Below are 17,657 nucleotides of genomic sequence, written 5' to 3'. Positions count from 1 at the left end.
TCACACTCCCTCAAAGAACTCAATTTTCTCGTCCGAACCAAGTGTTACATACGCTTTTTTCCAGCCGGGCTTGCGGCCGGCAACGCGGCCCTGCCGCTTACGGACCGAAGGCCCCTTGCGAACTACGTTAACGGCCTCAACTTTCACGTCGAAAGCCTTTTCCACAGATCGTCTGATTTCCAGCTTGTTGGCTTTGGGATGGACATAAAAAACTACCTGCCGGGCCACATCCTTGAGCAGGGTTGTCTTTTCCGTCAGCAGGGGCTTTATCAGCACGCTGGTATTTTTCATCTTACGCCCCCTTCTGTGCAAATCGGGCATGCACGGTCGCTACGGTCTCTTCCAGAAGCACAAGCTGACGGTGCTTCAAAATTTCCGTCACGCTCAGACGCTCGGGCGTGGTCAGCGTCAGTCCGGGAATATTGCGCACCGAACGCGTCAGCGCGGCATCTTCACCCGCAACGATAATCAGGGCCTTTTGCAGCCCCAGTGCGCCAGCCACTTTGGCAAAATGTTTTGTTTTCGCTTCAGGCAGGGTAATGCTTTTTACAACCATAAGGTCTTCAGAGGCAAGGCGGCTTGAAAGCGCCATTTTAAGCGCAAGCGCACGCACCTTGCTGTTGACCTTAAAACTGTAGTCACGGGGTTGCGGCCCGAACACTATGGCACCGCCGCGCCATATAGGCGAACGATTGGAGCCTGAACGCGCACGGCCTGTGCCTTTTTGCTTCCAAGGCTTGGCGCCGCCGCCCGACACAAGGGCGCGGCTTTTTGTCTTGTGCGTGCCGGCGCGTTTTGCCGCAGCCTGGGCGCGTACAACGATGTGCAGAATTTCCGGCCTCACCTCAACTTCAAACACCTCAGCGGCAAGCGTTACCGAGCCGGCATCCTGCCTGGTTTGATCATACATTTTCACGGTAGTCATTTTTTGCTTCCCCTACTGCTTGCGAACAAGCACGAGCCCGTTTTTGGGGCCGGGCACCGAGCCCTTGACCAGCAGGACGTTATCGCCGGCGCGTACGTCGATGACAAGCAGTCCGGATTCCGTCACTGTTTCATTGCCCCAGTGGCCTGCCATCTTGCGCCCCTTGAAAACGTGTCCGGGAAAGGTGTTGTTGCCAACTGACCCGTTGTTGCGGTGCACCTTTTCACAGCCGTGCGAGTCTTTGGACCCAGCAAAGTTCCAGCGGCGCATACGGCCTTGATATCCCTTGCCTATGCTTGTGCCGGTCACCTTGACCACATCCCCCGCGGCAAACATGGATACCGTGAGGTTTTCGCCAAGCTGCTGCTCCGGCGCTCCCGCAAGGCGGATTTCTTTAAGGCGGCGGAAAAGTCCTGTGCCAGCCTTGGCAAAATGGCCGCGCATGGCTTTGCCGACGCGCTTTTCCTTGGCCGGTATCAGAGCGATCTGTAGGGCGTTGTAACCGTCTTTGTCCATTGTTTTAATCTGGGTCACGGGGCAGATCCCGGTTTCAATAACAGTAACCGCCACAGCGGCGCCGTCATCGGCAAAAATACGGGTCATGCCAAGTTTACGGCCCAAAATCCCCATTTTCTCAGCCATGACTGCCCCCGTTAAAGCTTGATTTCCACGTCCACACCAGCCGGCAACGAGAGCTTGCCGAGCGCGTCAACGGTCTGTTGCGTCGGTTCCAGAATATCCATAAGACGCTTGTGGATGCGCATTTCAAATTGTTCGCGCGATTTTTTGTCCACATGCACGGAGCGCTGTATGGTGTACTTATGAATATTTGTGGGCAGCGGAATGGGTCCAGCCACACCAGCGCCTGTGTTGCGCGCCGTATCCACGATTTCCGCAACTGCCTTGTCCAGAATGCGGTAATCGTAAGACCGAAGCTTGATGCGAATGCGATCGCTGCTGACTGTTGTCATTGAGCCTACTCCGTTTGCAAAAACATTCCGCGCCGTACGCGGGGTTACGACTTTTCCCTAACAAGTGCCCGAATGACCCGGCGAAACAACAAACTGAAGGAGCCGCGTGTGTTGCGCATTCATCACACCTGAAGCAATCAGGAAATTCGGAAGATGGCGGACGCCTGAGCGCGCCTGCGTCATCCGTGTGACGCTCCCCAACGCTGCCCAAGCCAAACCGCTCAAAGAAAGAGGAGCGCAGCGGTTCCGCAGGGTCACTAAATAGGGTTTGCCCCCTACCTTACAGCGCAAGCACACCTGCAGCAAAACTTGGTGCGGGTTCCGTCTTTTGGCTGGAACGGTTCGACATACTTCGGCATTTGGCAGCGCCTGCATATGTCAAAATCCGCCACGGGCATCGCCGTTTTTCGTGTACAGCAGGACAGGCTCAACCTGTCCTTCCCTGTCGTTCAGGGAATGCCCCGGAGGAGCTTGCATTTCATGCAGAGCGAAGGGTCTTTTACGCAAAAGCGGAGAGAACGTCAAGAAATTTTGCAAAATTTTTTTTCTGCGCTCAGGTGTCTTCCTCCACTGTACGAAAATTTTTCCGCAGTTATAACTGCGCCGCCTCTGCAGGACGCCGGGGTTTCCCCATCTTTTTAAATTGCCGGAACAGCAGTGAAGGCATTCGTTTCTTCAACAAGCGCGAGTTGGGATTGGAAAGACCGCTTTTCATACTGCCTCCGTATAGGCGCGTATGACAAATTCCAAGGTTTCCCATCAACAAAGTATACTACTAGAACCGATTTTTCTATTATTTCAACGTTAAAATGCTCTAGAAATGGAATAATGCGCTCGGGGATGTCATCATGAAAAACTCAATGGCGGCGAGTATCCGCACGGTTTTCCGCTGATGAACTGCCGTTCGAATGCCGCGTTTTGGCCTGCTGTGACTCTATCAGGCACTGACGGAGGATCTCATCTGTACCGCGGCGCCATGCGGCCGCCATGGAAATACTGAACAGCATGGCCAACAAAGGCGAACTGGACGCGGTCGTCACAGCGGAATTGGAACAGGCAATGCGCTAGGCCTGCAACAGGTTTGCAATTTCTTCCCGCAGTATTTTTGCGGCGGCGGCGGCGGCGGCTTCTTCCACGCGCGCGTCAAACTGTTCGATCACGGCGGCAAGGCGGTTTTCCAGAGCGGCAATGTGTATTTTCGTTTCTGTCAGTTCCGCCAATGCCTCCTCTATTGCCGCGATCCTTGTTTTTGCGTCTGTCATTTCCGCAATAAACGGCGCTGTTGTCAAAGATTCTTCCAGGGCGGAAATCCGCGTTTTTGCTTCCATCAGTTCCGAGGCAAGCGTTGCTTCCGGCGCGGAGTCTTTGGCCTGCGCAGACGCATGTTCAGGTACGGCCGTTTTCTCCGGCGCGCATTGGTCGGGCGTTTCCGCCGGGTCGCTCGCGTCTTCGCCGACAAGCGTGTTTACAGGGTCTGCCGCAACAGCCAGCAGGTCTTCCGCGCTCACGACGACATTGTCGTTTGCCGGATCGTCAGGCGGAGCGGTCGAAGCGTCATTCAGGCTTTGCACATGAGTCACAACATCGCCTGACTGGCCGTCAAAAGCGCCCTGCGTTTCAGCCGACGCCGCGGCGCCTTTTTCTATAAGTTCACTGAGATTAATAATTTTTTCATCATCAGTTTGCTGGTCAGCCATGCGAACCTCGACCTGGTGGGGTTGTCAACATCGGCACTCGCTCTTTATGAACAGGCAACGGGAACAAAGTGCCTCTTGTTCAGTTCAACGGCAAGATAATGTAACAGTTTATGGGAAAAAGGCAAATATTGCAATAAAGACAGCCGCTCTGAGGCGGCTTGGAAATGTCAGGCGTTACATGACCGCTAGAGCATTTCATCCTTGAAACAGTTCATACCCGCAAGATTTGAATTATGCCCTCGCACCACTTACTGTGTGGCTGAATCGCCTGTAAGTGGTGATGTTGAGGTTGATGAGAGTGTCAACAAACCAAGCATAGGCAAAACTTATCCCGCATTGTCGGCTTGTCAAGCCGAAAGACTTGACGCAAGCTCCAGCGTTAAGACGCGATTAAAATTACAACTATTAAGATTACTAATAATTATTTTCCAGCGTGACAGAGTATGATTTTGCGGGCATACTTCGGTATGCACCCTTGGAGATTTTTGATTGTGACTTTCGGCTGCAAGGTCAATCAATATGAAAGTCAGGCCATGCGTGAAGCTTGGGAAAAACTGGGCGGAACGGAATGCGAAACGCCGGATGCGGCGGATGTTATTTGCGTCAACAGTTGCGCGATCACCGCAAAAGGAGAACGCGACGCACGCAACGCCATTTTTCGACTGCGGCGTAAAGCGCCTTCAGCCCGTCTTGTTCTCACCGGCTGCGCGTCAAAACTTTTTCAAAATTACCGGCCACGGCCGCGCGCAATCTGGGCTGAGCCTGACGTCATCATCCCGCAACAACAAAAAAGTCTGCTCCTGACAGATCCGGCAGCATCTGCCCAGCTACAGCCCCTGGCTCAAACTGAGCCAGCTGAAAACACTGCCTTCCCTCCTTTTCGGATATCCGCTTTCAGGCGATCACGGCCGGTGCTCAAGCTGCAGGACGGTTGCACCCATCGCTGCACTTATTGCATTGTGCCATTCACGCGCGGCGCGACAATCAGCCGCCCACCCGAAGAAGTGCTCTCGGAAGCCCGCCGCCTGTTTGAAGCCGGATATGCAGAAATTGTGCTCTCCGGCGTCAACCTGAACCAGTACGGCCGCGACAACCCCTCTTTCGGTGATTTTTGGGATCTATTGCGCATGCTTGAGAATGATCTGACTGAAAAATTCGCTGAGCGGGCGCGCTTCAGGATAAGCTCTTTGGAACCCTCGCAACTGCACGCGCGCGCCCTTGTAATCCTGAAAGCGAGCCGCATGGTCTGCCCGCATCTGCATATTGCGCTCCAGCATGCAAGCCCGGCCGTGCTCAAACGCATGGGACGCGGTCATTACACAGGGCGAATGCTCACAAATGCAGTGGCGGCTCTTGCCGAGCACTGGCTTGTCATGGGCCTCGGCGCAGACATTCTGGTTGGCTTTCCAGGCGAGACAGAGGAAGATATGCGCCTGCTGCTTGCATATATTGAAAAAATGCCGTTCTCGTATGCCCATGTTTTTCCTTGGTCCAGCAGACCCGGAACAGCGGCTGCAGACTTTGACGATCAACCGGCAAGACATATAAAATACGCACGCGCCGCACGGGTACGCGCGGTGATAGAGCAATGCCGTCGGCGTTTTTTACAAAGCCAACTCGCACTGCCCCGCATGTTGGTAGCAGCCGAGAGCGTCGGCGAAAAAACAGGCGTCCGCAGAGGGGTGAACGAATATTACGCGCCCTGTTTTTTTCAGAACAGGGGAAAGGCGCTGTCCGGACTTGTTGCGGCAAAACCCGTCGGTCTGACAAAAAACGGCATATTTGTGGAACTGACGATATAACCATACTGCCGTCAGCGCATTCGTGCCCGGCTTGGCGCATTTTCAGGAGGTTTATCATGTCACGCGCTGTTGTTCTGCTTCTTCTTTTGACCCTCACCGCTGTAGCGCATGCCGAAACGGCTGTATTCAGCCAATTCAGCGCGGAACTGCCCCCCGGCTGGAGCGGCGAGGAAAATACAGGCTTCAGCAGTAAACGGGGCGATGAATACATGCTGGTGTTCAACAAATACGACGCAGACAGAGAAAACATTCTGGGCGTCGTCAGCATTTATCTGCTTCCTCCACTTCCGGACAGCGCCAAAGAGATCGCAAAAAAGCTGGCAAGTAATCAGGAAGGAAGCTCAACGCCACGCAAGGAAAATTTTTTTTGGACATTCAGCGGCGAGCCGCGCACCCAAGGATTCAAGGCGCCGGCCGTGACATTGGTAAACGCGACACCGGCGCGGGTTCTGATAATTATTATGCAGGATCCCGAAAATATGGGAGGCAACGAACTTCTCGCAAGCCTCAAAGGACTGACGCCTGAAGCAAGGGAAGTTCTCGGCAGATAAAAGTGTCCTGTTCAAATATTTTATTCAATTTCGAGATAAAATAGGCTATAATTCTCTCAAACAAGGAGGGCGTTATGACAAGAAGAGCACAAGGCCGGATGGATCAAGCTGCGGCGTGGTACGTTACAGGCAGCTGCTTGCGGCCTATCCTTTGGCTCCGGACAGAAACTGCATAAGCAAAAAGAGCGACACAAGAATGGCTGGCGCAAAGCCTGTCAGGGTCTGGCCCCAGGTTAATCGCAGGGCTGAACGGCAGCCCGTCGTCACGCAGGCGATACACCACACAAGACCTGCCAGAGAACCGAGCAAGGGGACGATGCACAGAAGCGACGGGGCCGCACTGTAGGCTATTACTTGAAACACCAGGGAAAAATTTGCCTTGTCCGGCGCCAGAAAGTGGTAGGCCAGATGTATGAGGCTGGTGAAGAAATACAGCTGCAGCACCAGTACTCCTGTTCTGATGAGCAGTGTCGTGGACAGACTGGCCTGCGGCGCCAGCATGGTAAGCAGTTTTTCCAGTTGCGGATCTGCGGTTGTGCCCGGCGTCATGAATTTCAGCAGCAGGTCGCCCCAGAAGCGTTCCACAACAATCTGCAGCACACAGATGATCAAATAAAAAACAAGCGCGCGCATGGATTTTGCCTCAGGGCGCAACGCGTTGAAAAAACGTGGCGATGCAAACATGATGCGCATAACTGTTTGATAAAACGCGGTAAGCCAGCCATTTTCCCTAGGGGCCGTCTCCCAAGGGTTGTCGTCGGCGGACGGAGCGTCGTCATCATCATCATCGGTTGTTTGGGTAGGCACCCGGCCTTTAAAGCCACTCGCCTCCCGTCTGTAAGCCCGGCTGGCCGTCAGGCGCGTGTCTTCCTCTTTCGCTTCATTCAATGTGGGGAGGACGTCATTCCCGTCTTTAGAGAACCCCCCGCTTTTCGGCACAATGGCGTCGGGGGGGAGGGGGTCGTCCTTTCCCAGGGTGTCCGGCTGCGCCGGCTGTTCCCGCGCCGGGATTTTCGTGTCGGACAGAGTTTCTATCACTCCTTTGTCGGGCGAAAAACGAAAACGGCAGGAACAGGCAGGGCAGGTGGCTATGACGGAACGCGCGGGCAGTTGTTTAGCGGGTACATCACGGGAAAAGTCGCAATGGGGGCAGGTGATCTTCACAGCACTCTCCTTAGTCACGCGGCTATCTTAACGACGTCCGCCTCCGCTGGCAAGCCTGTTTGCAGGCATAAACGCGTTTTCCTGCAGTCGCCGCAGACGTCACAGAACAGAAATTCTTTCCCTAAGCACAACGGATATGTTTTGAATGCTGCGTAAGGAAGGCTTCCCGCGTCCTCTTTCCATCTCTCCCAGATGCTTTGTCGACACCTTCGCTTTTTCTGCAAGTTCGTCCTGCATTTGTCCCCCTACTTCGCGCAGTCTGCGTATTCTCAATCCTAACAGCTTGTTTATGCAAATTTTGTCATCTACACATCAGGGTTTCTTTTTATCAAAATACGCGCAACAGATAAGGGAACACAAAGCCGTTCTTTAGGAGCGGCTTTTTTATTTGCCTGAAATCCTTCGCGGCCGGCACGAAATGCCGCGGCAATGGATTTGACCGACTGAAGGTTGTACCGAAGCACGCATTGCGGACGTGAAGTGCTGCCCGTGTAAGCTGCAAACGGCATTGACAGATTTGTATCCCATACTATACAAACTGCAAGTTTCATTAAAGCGAATCGCCGCGGAGTCGCAATATTATGGCATTCAGCGTGTTGCGCCCGTTTATTCTGGCTGCTCTTCTAACCTTGCCGAGCCTTGCGTTACGCGCTGTCCACCCTGACATTTCACCCCTCTCGGTTGCTCTTTTGTCCGGTCTGGCCATTCTTGGAGCTTCCTTTCTGCTGACCTGGGCCTGCGAAGTGGCCCAGATGGACATACCGCAGGCTGTGGCCCTGGCTGTGGTGGCCTTTATAGCCGTATTGCCGGAATACGCAGTAGACATGTATTTCACCTGGATGGCGGGGCAGAATCCGTCCAGCGCCTATTCGCACTACGCCATCGCCAATATGACCGGCGCGAACCGCTTGCTGATCGGCGTCGGCTGGTCGGCCATAGTGCTGTTTTTCGCCGGACGTTTTCATAAGGCTGTCGTTCTGGCGGCAGACAAGCGCACGGATGTCGTTTTTTTGGGGATCGCCACGCTTTACGCGCTGCTCATTCCGCTCAAGGTCTCGCTGACCATATATGACGGCCTCATTTTTCTGGGTATTTACGCTTGGTATATGTGGATCATCTGCCGCCGCCCAGCAGGGGAGAAAATGCCGGAAGGTCCTGCCGCCGTGCTGGTCGCCTTGCCCAAAACGCGCCGCCTTAAAGTGGTGACAGGCATCTTTTTGTTCGCGGCGGTGGTGATTTTGTGCAACGCCGAACCCTTCAGCGAAAATCTGGTGGCCAGCGGCAAGCTGCTCGGCGTCAATGAATTTTTATTGGTGCAGTGGCTTGCGCCTATTGCCTCGGAAGCGCCGGAATTTATCGTCTCATTGATGTTCGCCTTTCGCGGCAACGCTGGGCTCGCGCTCGGCAGCCTGCTCTCTTCCAAGCTCAATCAATGGACCCTGCTTGTGGGCATGATTCCCGGCGTGTACGCCGTGTCCTCAGGCGGAATTTCTCCGATGTATCTGGACAGCCATCAGTTTGAGGAAATACTGCTGACAGCGGGACAATCCCTTTTTGCCGTGGCATTGTTGTCGGATTTGCGTATTGCCGTACGGGGGGCCAGTTGGCTGCTCACACTCTTTGCGGCGCAGTTGCTTTCGCCCCTGTATGACGCGCAGTTGGAAGCGCTGCTTGGCCTTGCCCATGACCCGTTGCGCCTGCACGCCTGGTTTGCTTGGCTGTATCTGTTTCTGGCGGTGGTATTGCTGCTCAGAAGCAGGCGGCATGTCTGGACATTGCGTTTCGGTTTAAAAGTTTAGCCCTGCGGGTGTTGTTGTGAAATGCGGTAGCCGTTTCTCTCCTCTCTTGTCGGCCGTGGCGTTTGTCGGGTGCATCTCTGTGTTTTGGGCCGCGTACGCGTCGTCCCTGCCGTTGATGGGCATTGCCGGGTGGGCGGTTCATCGACTCGGCGCAGAACTGTCTGCTGCCGCGCAGTCGGGCGTGTTTGACAATCTTGTGAACCGCTCGAATCCGCAGGGCAAAACGGAGATCAATATCACATACCCGTCGCTGGGTCGTGCGGACATTGACGCGGGGATACGCCGATGGGTTACAGCCATTGCCGACGCGTTTGAAGAAAACCTCGCGGGCGACGACGACGCGACGGACGAAGATGTGCCGAAATATGAGCTTCAAGGCTCCTACGTCGTCACGCGCCCCTCCGCAACCGCCATAAGTTTTACGTTTGAACTGTGGACATATACCGGCGGCGCGCACGGCAATCTGGACATTATCACCCTGAATTACAGCCTGCTCACAGGGCAGCGTCTGGATCTTGTGGATCTGTTTGAAGATCCGGACGCGGCGCTCAAGCTCATGTCTGACTGGTCGGCGCGGGAGCTGTTGCGTCGTTTTGCCGGCACCCAGATGAAACAGATGATACTCGCCGGCGCCGCCCCGGAAGCGGAAAATTTCGCCAACCTTACCCTTACGCCGGAGGGCGTGACCATTCAGTTCCAGCCCTATCAGGTGGCGCCATGGGCCGCCGGTGCGCAACAAGTGGAAATGCCCTTTGAGAAACTGCTCAAGGCCCGTCCGCTTGCTGTTGTCTGGGGCCGCTGACGCGCTGCAGCAATACCGCGTCGTTCTTCCATTTCTCAAGCTCGGAGCGTCAGCGGGCGTGTCTGTGTTTTGCCGCACGAATTTTTTCCGTGTGGGCGAACAGGGGCAGAATTTTTTGACGCGTCCAAAGCAAAGGCGTAACGCGATATACAGGCTCAGCAGCACAAAAATATAGTCGGCTTTGATATCCTGTCAGGCAAAGGCGTAAAGCGTGATGTCTTCAAAGCGCAAAGCCATCCAGGCAAGAGCCGGCGGAAGATACACGGGCAGTTGGGAAATGCTGGTCAAAAAGGGTACCAGCAGAAAACCGCCGTCAACGTCGAGAAAGGAATCGCCATTATTTCCCGCAGAAATCGCAGCAATTTTGACCATCGTCGGTCTTGAAGACAATAAGCGGACAGTTTTTGCATATATTGCCGCCGGGGAAGGGATCGCCAGGGCGGGTGACGGAACTGGAACCGGATTTTTCAATGCGCTGCAAAAGCCGTTTGACCACAGCTTCAATCTGCCCGCCGGGGATGAACACATTCACTTCTCCGCGTTCTGTTTTTTCCGGCATTATAGCTGCCGGAACACGCCGGGCAGCAGTTGAAGGTTTTTTCACGCGAGGTGAACACGCTCCCTCCGCAGGCAGAGGAACTCATTGTGATCTGCGGGCGCAGCGGGTGAGTGTCTGTTGCGGCCATATAGTCAACAGCCAGATGATATGACTGCAGATTGTCACAGTAAAAATGCACGACGTGCGGGGCGGCGGCGGCTTTGCCCAAGGGACCGACGGCAACGGCTTTCAGAGAGTCAAGGGGCATGCGGGGTTTTGAACGCAAAAAACGTTCGGCTTGGTCAAGATCTGTGCAGTATTTTATCTGTGATTTGATTTCCCTGTCGTCAATATCTTTCCAGCCAAAGCTTACTTGGGCGTTGGTGCAGTCGAGGCGCTCCCTGCCTGCCAGTACGGTCTTGCCCTGCATGCGGGCGGCTATTTCCCACTGACAAAACGTGAGCGATTTGGCGGGCAAGACACAGCTTGTTTTTGCTCTGAACTCCGCAACCTCGGTGTCTGTAAACAGCCATGTCACGGCAATAGGGTTGTGATAGAGCTTAAGCGCACCCATCAGAATTTTTTCCATTTCAGCGTAACTGAGCGACATTTGCACCTCGGAAGAATTTTCCCGCACCGTGTCGGCTAAAGCATTTCACTCTTGAAACAGTTCGTATCCGTCCGGTGCGCAACCAGTATTTTTGCCTGCTTGTTCGGTAAAGGCGCATCTGCCCTGTCAGACTTCTTCCGAACATACCCTATATCCTGCGGCAGATCCACCCGTGCTGCGCACAGACGGGCCAATTCATCACAACGCTCATTTTCCTCGTGGCCAGCATGGCCCAGTAACCAGTGAAAGCGCACTGTGTGTCGCGAGAGCAACGGCAGGAGCTTTTGCCACAAATCCGCGTTCTTGACAGGTTTTTTATCCGACTTGACCCAGTTTTTTGCGTGCCAGCCGTGCAGCCATTTTTTTCCCACCGCATTGCAGACATATTGTGAATCAGCAAACAGCGCAACCTCGCACGGCTCCCGGAGCGCGGAAAGCCCCTCAAGCACTGCTATGATTTCCATGCGGTTGTTGGTTGTCAGGGCAAAACCCCCTGACAGTTCCCGCCGGTATTCCGCGTTTTCCAGACACAGCACAGCGGCCCAGCCGCCGGGCCCCGGATTGCCCAAACAGGAGCCGTCGGTATGAATGACAACCCGCTTCACCATGTAACACCGCCGTATTATAGCGTTGTTTTCAATCAGATAGGCATAACTTGAATCCGTTGCGGCAGCGTTCGACGGATTCAAGTTATTAAGTGACAGTTTCAAGTTAATACCGGTAGTGATCCGGTTTATACGGCCCCGTAACATTGACGCCGATATAGTCCGCCTGCTCCTGCGTCAGCGTGGTCAGTTTCGCGCCAATGCGCGAAAGGTGTAGACGGGCGACCTCTTCATCCAGTTCCTTGGGTAGAGTGTAGACTTTTTTTTCAAGACTTTTGTCTGAAGCAAGACGTATCTGCGCCAACGTCTGGTTGGTAAAGCTGTTGGACATGACAAAACTCGGATGCCCCATGGCGCACCCCAGATTGACGAGCCGCCCCTCAGCCAGCACCACGATGCTGCGACCGGAGCACAATGTCCACTTGTCAACCTGCGGCTTGATGTTGAGTTTGCTCACACCGGGCGTGTTTTCAAGATACGTCATGGCTATTTCATTATCAAAATGTCCGATGTTGCAAACCACAGCCTCATCCTTCATGCCTTCCATGTGAGTGCCCGTAATAACGTGCAGATTGCCCGTGCAGGTGACGAATATATCTGCTTCAGCAAGGGCGTCTTCGACGGTAGTGACCTCATAACCCTCCATGACCGCCTGCAGGGCGCAGATGGGGTCAATTTCCGCCACAAGCACACGGGCGCCGAATCCGCGCATAGACTGGGCGCAGCCCTTGCCTACATCGCCGTAGCCGATAACAAGCACGCACTTGCCGGCCACCATGATGCCTGTGGCGCGCTTGATGCCGTCTGCCAGCGATTCGCGGCAGCCATACAGATTGTCAAATTTTGACTTTGTCACCGCATCGTTGACGTTAATGGCGGGGAAGAGAAGACGGCCCGCTGCTTCCAGTTGATAGAGACGGCGCACACCGGTGGTGGTTTCTTCTGAAACGCCCCTCACGTTTGCCGCTACCCCGCGCCAGTGGGAAGAGTTTTCCTTATGACGCAGCGCCAGACGATCCATAATACACTGGGATTCTTTATTATCAGTTTTTATTTGCAGCAGGGACGGGTCTGTTTCAACGTCCACACCCTTGTGGATGAGCAGCGTGGCGTCGCCGCCGTCGTCCACAATCAAATCCGGGCCCTTGCCGTCAGGCCAGATCAGAGCCATTTCTGTGCACCACCAGTATTCCTCAAGGCTTTCGCCTTTCCAGGCAAACACGGCGGCAATGCCCAGATCCGCAACAGCGGCCGCCGCGTGATCCTGTGTAGAAAAAATGTTGCATGAGGCCCAGCGCAAATCCGCACCGAGCACGTGCAGGGTTTTAATGAGCATGGCCGTCTGTATGGTCATGTGCAGCGAACCGGTGACACGCAAACCATGCAGCGGCTTTTGCACGGCGTATTTTTTTATGCACTCCATCAGGCCCGGCATTTCCCGCTCGGAAAGCTGTATTTCTTTCGCGCCGAAGTCGGCAAGGTTAATGTCCGCAACCTTGTAAGGCAAGGTTAAATCCAGCGCTTTTGTCATTCTTGCCTCCTTGGACAACATAAGATAATATTTCTATGTTTTGCTAGCAGCCTTTGTGCGTTGAGTCAATGCGCCCAGCAGCCTGCCCCGCTGTTGTGCGAGCTGTTTATGTAACCTGTGATATTACAGTGTATCGGAATAACATGATAAACGCCCGCCCGCCTGACACCCCCTCCGCAAAAAATGCAAAGCGTGACAAACTTGACGCGCCGGTGCACGCAACGCCGGTGCTGCACGCTGTGTTGAACGCCCTTGGCGGCGGCCCGGAACGTGAACGCCTTGTGCAGTTGTGGAACAACTGGGCTATGGTTATGGGGCCGGAACTCACGTCGTTGGCTTTGCCGCTCGGCGCCCGTCGTGACCTGCTTTTGATAGGGGCCGAAGACGCCATGACCATGCAGGAGCTGCATTTGCAGATTGATGAAATTCTGCAGAGAGTAAACGCCTTTATGGAAAGCCGCTTTTTCAGCGGCGTGAACATTGCCCTGTTGTTCAAAAAATCCGCGCTGTGCGGGACGCGCGCGCAGTCCGCCGTGCCCTGTGCGTACCCGACCGAGCCTTCGAACTCCACAGGTTGTTTCTTGTCCGGTATGGACATGGCATCACCCGTGACGCGCTGCTATGCGGCTTTTGCAGGATATGGAGACGGCAAATGAAGCGCAATGCAAATTTTAATGGGTCATGCTCAGCTAAGTAGCCAAAAATCTGCTAAAAGCCAAGCATGTCACTGAAAAACAAGTATGCAAAACCTTCAAGGCAACTTTTCGTTGACGGAATATTCCAGCCGGTAGCGGCTTTCGCCGCCAAGACGATAAAAGGTGGCCGGCACTTCCGAGGACGGTGTGTCTTGGTAATAGGCTATCATGTGCACACCCGCCTCCAGAGCGCCACGCACAACAGCTTCGTTGCCGAGCAGGAGATAGCGTTCTCCGCGAACGCCGTACAGAAGCGGAGCATTGCTCATAATGCCTCACACAAAAAGATTGCCGCCGTGGCGCGCTTTCCCAATAACGACTATCAATAATTATTCTTTCATCTGAGGGAGCGGAGTATCCTTCATCGACGCCATGGCTCTGGAAAGAAAATAGTCGCTGTCCAGCCCTTGAATTTCTTTTGCCAGTTTCTGCCAGATCGCGGCGGCCAGTGCCGTCTTGCCCGCTTTTTCAGCTGCTTCCGCCAACAGTTGCTGCAGTTGCAGCGTCCGGGCAGCGTCCGGCAGGCGTGTCTGAACCGTTTGCAGAATATCCTCCGCCTCAGCGTATTTCCCGGCCTTCAGCAGCACGCAGGCTTCTCCGAGCATGGCGGACGCGCCGAGGGCGCCGTCGCTGTCCTGCCGGGCAGCCTCTGCATACGCCGCTGCCGCAACGGTATAATCGTTTATTTCCAAGGCGCATTGCCCCAGCGTAAGATACGCGGAAAGCCGCACTGCTTCAGGCGCTGTCGCGACGAACTCCGACAGTGCCCTGACACGGGCATCTCCTTGGCCTGTCAGGGTGAGGCGCGCCAGTTTCTCTCTTGCCGCAACGTTTGCTGAATTGCTGTGCCATCTCCATACGGCCGTTCCCGTTAAAAGGAGCAAAAAAAGGGACAGCACACCGGCAATAATTCCGGCATATTGCAGTATCAGACGCATGAGCGGTGCGCTTTCCGTGCCTACTTCAGACTGAATGTCGCGCAACAGATTGGAGGCCTCGGCATCTTGATTCTTTTGTGGATTCATGTATCAGAACTCCTTGGAGTAAAGAAGAGCTGTAAAATATGTCCGGAACCGTTGTTTTGTCAAAGTAAATATGAACGCTTTAAGAGAATCTGTGTCGCTGGCTGAAGAAATGGTGCGTTTCGGTGCGCGGGCAAAGGTCGCGGCGCGGGGTATGGGTAGAAGCGCGCCGCACGACAAAACACTGGCGCTGACATATCTTGCTGACCTGCTTGCTGGTCGGGAGCGGGACATTCTCGCTGCCAATCAGCAGGATGTCGAGACTGCGCGCGAGGCGGGCCTGGACACGCCGCGTCTGAACCGTCTGACGCTGACTCCCGCGATCATGGATGAAATGCGTGCGGCCTGCCTGCATGTGGCGCAGTTGCCTGACCCTGTGGGCGCCACAGAGAGCCAATGGCAGCGGCCGAACGGTTTGCTGGTGGGACGCATGCGCATTCCCCTCGGGGTTATCGCCATGATTTATGAAGCGCGCCCTAATGTTACCATTGACGCCGCCATTCTTTGTATCAAAGCCGGCAATACGGTAATTTTGCGCGGCGGCAGCGAAGCGTTGCGCTCCAACATAGCTTTGGCCACGCTGCTGCAAGAGGCGCTGGCGCACGCGGGACTGCCGGCGGATGCCGCGCAGCTTGTGACCACAACAGATCGCGCGGCCATCACCGCCTTGTGCAAACTTGATCAGTATATTGATGTGATTATTCCGCGCGGCGGCGAAGGCCTTGTGCAGGCGGTGACGGAAGCGGCCGTCATGCCTGTGCTTAAACATTTCAAAGGAGTTTGCCACGCCTTTATTGACGCGGATGTGGATATGGACGCTGCGCTCAACATTGTTTTTAACGGCAAGGTACAGCGGCCGGGCGTGTGCAACGCACTGGAATGTCTTTTGGTGCACAAAGACGTTGCCGCGCGTTTTTTACCCATGGCTGGCGATAGACTGGGCGCTGTGGGGGTTGAGCTGCGCGCATGCCCGCGTGCCCTCCCTCTGTTGGGGCCTGAGGCAAAGCTCCAACAGCCTGAAGACAAGGGACAGGAATTTCATGATCTGATTCTTGCGGTCTGCGTTGTGGACAGTCTGGACGAGGCTCTTGAGTATATAGCGCGTTACGGCTCCAATCATACCGAGGTCATCTGCACGCGCGATCACGTCAACGCACTGCGTTTTTTACGTGAAGCCGACGCATCAATGGTGGCCGTCAACGCCTCAAGCCGTTTTAACGACGGCGGCCAGCTGGGCCTAGGTGCTGAAATCGGCATTTCCACTTCCAAACTGCACGCTTATGGCCCCATGGGAGTACAGGAACTCACCACCACAAAATTTGTGGTGCTGGGGCAGGGGCAGGTGCGGGAATAAATGAGCAGACACGGCCGCGCTATATTGGGCGGCTCTTTCAACCCACCGCACATAGGACATTTGCGCCTTGCCGTCGAAGCGCACGAAGCTCTGAATGGCTTGATTGACGGTGTGGATTTGACACCATGCGCTTTGCCGCCCCACAAGGCCGCCGGCAATCTACTGCCGTTCGGGCTGCGTGCCGCCATGCTGGAGGCGGCTGTGTCCGATCTGCCATTTTTGCGCTGTAATCGTTTGGAATCACGCAGGGAAGGGATCGCCTACACATGGGATATGCTGACCGCCTGTCGAGCTGCACTGCCGGGAACGGATTTTTATTTTTTGCTCGGCGCTCCAGACTTTGCCCTGCTTCCAACATGGTTTCGGGGTTTGGAACTGCCTTCGCTCTGCCATTTTGTTGTGGCGCCGCGCGGCGGCATGGCGGAAAACGAATTTGTCGCCACAGTCGTCAGACTGTGGCCGGATGCGGAAGAACGCCCTTCCCTGCTGCCGCGTGGCCGTTGTTTGGCGTTGCCCGGCGGCGGGCGGGCGTATTTTTTGCCTTTGCCCTGCCTCAATGTGAGTGCTTCAGACATACGTGAGCGCTGGCTCAATGGTCGCAGTGTCGCCTATCTTGTTCCACGGACGGTATTGCGGCTTTTGGACGGCGCCCGCGCGGTTGCGGCAGATCGCTGGCAAACGATGGAGTAACTGGTGCTGACAAGTGCCGCAAGAGCCGAACCCGACATACAGGGCAACGAATTTTTGCGCAATCTGACACTGCACCATGAACGCACAAAACGCGGCACAGATACTGATACTCGGCGCGCCTCAGCCTCAGCTTGCGCCGGACGCCCTGCACGCCCTGTGCGCGCGTCTGGAAACAGCGCTCGCGCCCCGGCTTGCGCCGGAACAATGCCACCATATCAGCCGTTTTTCCACCGTATCCGCTACGGGCATGCAGCAGCGCTGTTCCCGTTTGCTGGCCCGGGCCCTGTTGTTTACAGGTCTCGCTTCCGACAGGGGCGATCGCGGCGTGGTCCGTAAAACGGCATTGCTGGGGGCGGATGCCCTCGGACGGCCGATCCTACACAGCTGGCTTGTCGGTTTCAGCCACAGCAGCGCAGCGGCCTTTTGCGCGCTGGCGCGCCTTTCCAGTCAGCAACGGAATTCCGCTGCTTCTGAGCAGCATGTGCTGGCCTTGGACGCCGAAGCGTTGATAAACCCGCCGCCGTCACAGCGCGCTTTTGCGGACGGAGAGATGCGGCCGCTGGCGTCTCCCGCACAGGCGCAACGGGAGGCCCTTCGCCGTTGGACAATTAAGGAAGCCATCCTCAAGGCATCGGGCTTGGGCCTGTCCCACGACCCGGCGACACTGTACGCGGGACGTGCCGGTGGGCGCGCCGGCTGTGTGAGCCTCAGCAGCGGCGCGATGTACTGGCGTCTTGTGCCCTGTCCCGGCCACTGGCTCTGTCTCGCTGGCTCACAGGTATTCCTGCAAACATCGCCTGACGCGCTGCGATTTTTCTGGTTTACCGCATCTCAGACGCAAAAAATTCTGGAAGACGCAATGTAGCCGCCGTGCGGCGCCGGTAGGCAAAACCGTACCCGC

Annotated in this window: 18 protein-coding genes and 3 pseudogenes; 8 read left to right on the top strand and 13 right to left on the bottom strand. The window is 55.3% G+C overall.

The features are described from left to right. From rplW to RSDT_RS05755, 5 genes are all read right to left on the bottom strand, one after another. Complete coding sequence (gene rplW, locus RSDT_RS05780; protein WP_096399924.1) at nt 1-291, bottom strand: 50S ribosomal protein L23; 291 nt, start codon at nt 289-291, stop codon at nt 1-3. A 1-nt stretch (nt 292) separates the two neighbouring features. Next, a complete protein-coding gene (gene rplD, locus RSDT_RS05775; protein WP_096399923.1) occupies nt 293-925 on the bottom strand; it encodes a 50S ribosomal protein L4 in 633 nt (210 codons plus the stop codon). Nucleotides 926-937: 12 nt separating this feature from the next. Then, on the bottom strand, nt 938-1,567 hold the full coding sequence (gene rplC / locus RSDT_RS05770; protein ID WP_096399922.1) for a 50S ribosomal protein L3: 630 nt from the start codon (nt 1,565-1,567) through the stop codon (nt 938-940). Nucleotides 1,568-1,578: 11 nt separating this feature from the next. Further along, nucleotides 1,579-1,896, bottom strand: coding sequence for a 30S ribosomal protein S10 (gene rpsJ / locus RSDT_RS05765; protein ID WP_096399921.1), 318 nt, complete (start codon nt 1,894-1,896; stop codon nt 1,579-1,581). Between the two features lie 1,064 nt (nt 1,897-2,960). Then, nucleotides 2,961-3,593 (bottom strand): hypothetical protein, encoded by a 633-nt coding sequence (locus RSDT_RS05755; RefSeq protein WP_096399919.1) that lies wholly within the window; start codon nt 3,591-3,593, stop codon nt 2,961-2,963. Nucleotides 3,594-4,084: 491 nt separating this feature from the next. Between RSDT_RS05755 and RSDT_RS05750 the strand changes: the two genes are divergently transcribed. Next, nucleotides 4,085-5,395, top strand: coding sequence for a MiaB/RimO family radical SAM methylthiotransferase (locus RSDT_RS05750; protein ID WP_331712870.1), 1,311 nt, complete (start codon nt 4,085-4,087; stop codon nt 5,393-5,395). Nucleotides 5,396-5,451: 56 nt separating this feature from the next. Further along, nucleotides 5,452-5,946: a protoporphyrinogen oxidase gene (locus RSDT_RS05745; RefSeq protein WP_096399917.1), complete on the top strand. Its 495-nt coding sequence runs from the start codon at nt 5,452-5,454 to the stop codon at nt 5,944-5,946. A gap of 144 nt (nt 5,947-6,090) precedes the next feature. On the opposite strand, the gene RSDT_RS05740 is transcribed toward RSDT_RS05745, so the two are convergent. Together RSDT_RS05740 and RSDT_RS07945 are read right to left on the bottom strand one after the other, a co-directional pair. After that, entirely contained in the window at nt 6,091-7,110 is a 1,020-nt protein-coding gene (locus tag RSDT_RS05740; RefSeq protein ID WP_096399916.1) for a YIP1 family protein, read from the bottom strand. Nucleotides 7,111-7,209: 99 nt separating this feature from the next. Then, nucleotides 7,210-7,383 (bottom strand): helix-turn-helix domain-containing protein, encoded by a 174-nt coding sequence (locus tag RSDT_RS07945; protein WP_408606695.1) that lies wholly within the window; start codon nt 7,381-7,383, stop codon nt 7,210-7,212. A 308-nt stretch (nt 7,384-7,691) separates the two neighbouring features. On the opposite strand from RSDT_RS07945, the gene RSDT_RS05725 reads away from it, so the two are divergent. Continuing rightward, on the top strand, nt 7,692-8,909 hold the full coding sequence (locus RSDT_RS05725; RefSeq protein ID WP_096399913.1) for a sodium:proton exchanger: 1,218 nt from the start codon (nt 7,692-7,694) through the stop codon (nt 8,907-8,909). A gap of 16 nt (nt 8,910-8,925) precedes the next feature. Next, the gene (locus RSDT_RS05720) at nt 8,926-9,711 is read left to right on the top strand and encodes a DUF3298 and DUF4163 domain-containing protein (RefSeq protein ID WP_231941827.1); all 786 of its coding nucleotides are present in this window, start codon (nt 8,926-8,928) and stop codon (nt 9,709-9,711) included. A 192-nt stretch (nt 9,712-9,903) separates the two neighbouring features. On the opposite strand, the gene RSDT_RS05710 is transcribed toward RSDT_RS05720, so the two are convergent. The 4 genes and pseudogenes from RSDT_RS05710 to ahcY all read right to left on the bottom strand — a co-directional run bounded on the left by RSDT_RS05710 (nt 9,904) and on the right by ahcY (nt 12,995). Further along, nucleotides 9,904-10,083 (bottom strand): hypothetical protein, encoded by a 180-nt coding sequence (locus RSDT_RS05710; RefSeq protein WP_096399910.1) that lies wholly within the window; start codon nt 10,081-10,083, stop codon nt 9,904-9,906. Next, nucleotides 10,049-10,859: pseudogene (locus RSDT_RS05705) on the bottom strand (DUF169 domain-containing protein). The gene RSDT_RS05710 and the pseudogene RSDT_RS05705 overlap by 35 nt, the downstream one beginning before the upstream one ends. 143 nt (nt 10,860-11,002) lie before the next feature. Continuing rightward, nucleotides 11,003-11,467: pseudogene (gene rnhA, locus RSDT_RS05700) on the bottom strand (ribonuclease HI); the annotation flags it as partial. 103 nt (nt 11,468-11,570) lie between these two features. Further along, nucleotides 11,571-12,995, bottom strand: a complete 1,425-nt coding sequence (gene ahcY, locus RSDT_RS05695) for an adenosylhomocysteinase (RefSeq protein ID WP_096399908.1) — start codon at nt 12,993-12,995, stop codon at nt 11,571-11,573. 143 nt (nt 12,996-13,138) lie between these two features. On the opposite strand from ahcY, the gene RSDT_RS05690 reads away from it, so the two are divergent. Further along, complete coding sequence (locus RSDT_RS05690; RefSeq protein WP_096399907.1) at nt 13,139-13,651, top strand: DUF721 domain-containing protein; 513 nt, start codon at nt 13,139-13,141, stop codon at nt 13,649-13,651. A 101-nt stretch (nt 13,652-13,752) separates the two neighbouring features. Here RSDT_RS05690 and RSDT_RS05685 read toward each other — a convergent pair. Both RSDT_RS05685 and RSDT_RS05680 read right to left on the bottom strand, forming a co-directional pair. After that, nucleotides 13,753-13,959 (bottom strand): annotated as a pseudogene (locus RSDT_RS05685) (indolepyruvate ferredoxin oxidoreductase subunit alpha); the annotation flags it as partial. A 60-nt stretch (nt 13,960-14,019) separates the two neighbouring features. Beyond that, nucleotides 14,020-14,715, bottom strand: a complete 696-nt coding sequence (locus RSDT_RS05680; RefSeq protein ID WP_096399906.1) for a tetratricopeptide repeat protein — start codon at nt 14,713-14,715, stop codon at nt 14,020-14,022. Between the two features lie 109 nt (nt 14,716-14,824). Here RSDT_RS05680 and RSDT_RS05675 point away from each other — a divergent pair, with 109 nt between their 5' ends. The 3 genes from RSDT_RS05675 (at nt 14,825) to RSDT_RS05665 (ending at nt 17,621) form a co-directional block, all read left to right on the top strand. Continuing rightward, the gene (locus RSDT_RS05675) at nt 14,825-16,066 is read left to right on the top strand and encodes a glutamate-5-semialdehyde dehydrogenase (protein ID WP_408606728.1); all 1,242 of its coding nucleotides are present in this window, start codon (nt 14,825-14,827) and stop codon (nt 16,064-16,066) included. Further along, nucleotides 16,067-16,756 carry a nicotinate (nicotinamide) nucleotide adenylyltransferase gene (gene nadD / locus RSDT_RS05670; RefSeq protein WP_096399905.1) on the top strand — a complete coding sequence of 230 codons (690 nt, stop codon included), beginning with the start codon at nt 16,067-16,069 and terminating at the stop codon, nt 16,754-16,756. It begins immediately after the preceding gene. Nucleotides 16,757-16,832: 76 nt separating this feature from the next. Beyond that, nucleotides 16,833-17,621: a 4'-phosphopantetheinyl transferase family protein gene (locus RSDT_RS05665; RefSeq protein WP_096399904.1), complete on the top strand. Its 789-nt coding sequence runs from the start codon at nt 16,833-16,835 to the stop codon at nt 17,619-17,621. The last annotated feature ends 36 nt before the right edge of the window (nt 17,622-17,657 follow it).

This window comes from Candidatus Desulfovibrio trichonymphae (assembly GCF_002355955.1).
GTDB lineage: Bacteria > Desulfobacterota > Desulfovibrionia > Desulfovibrionales > Desulfovibrionaceae > Desulfovibrio > Desulfovibrio trichonymphae.
Note: the sequence above shows the minus strand (reverse complement) of the source record. Positions and strands in the feature narration are given on the sequence as shown.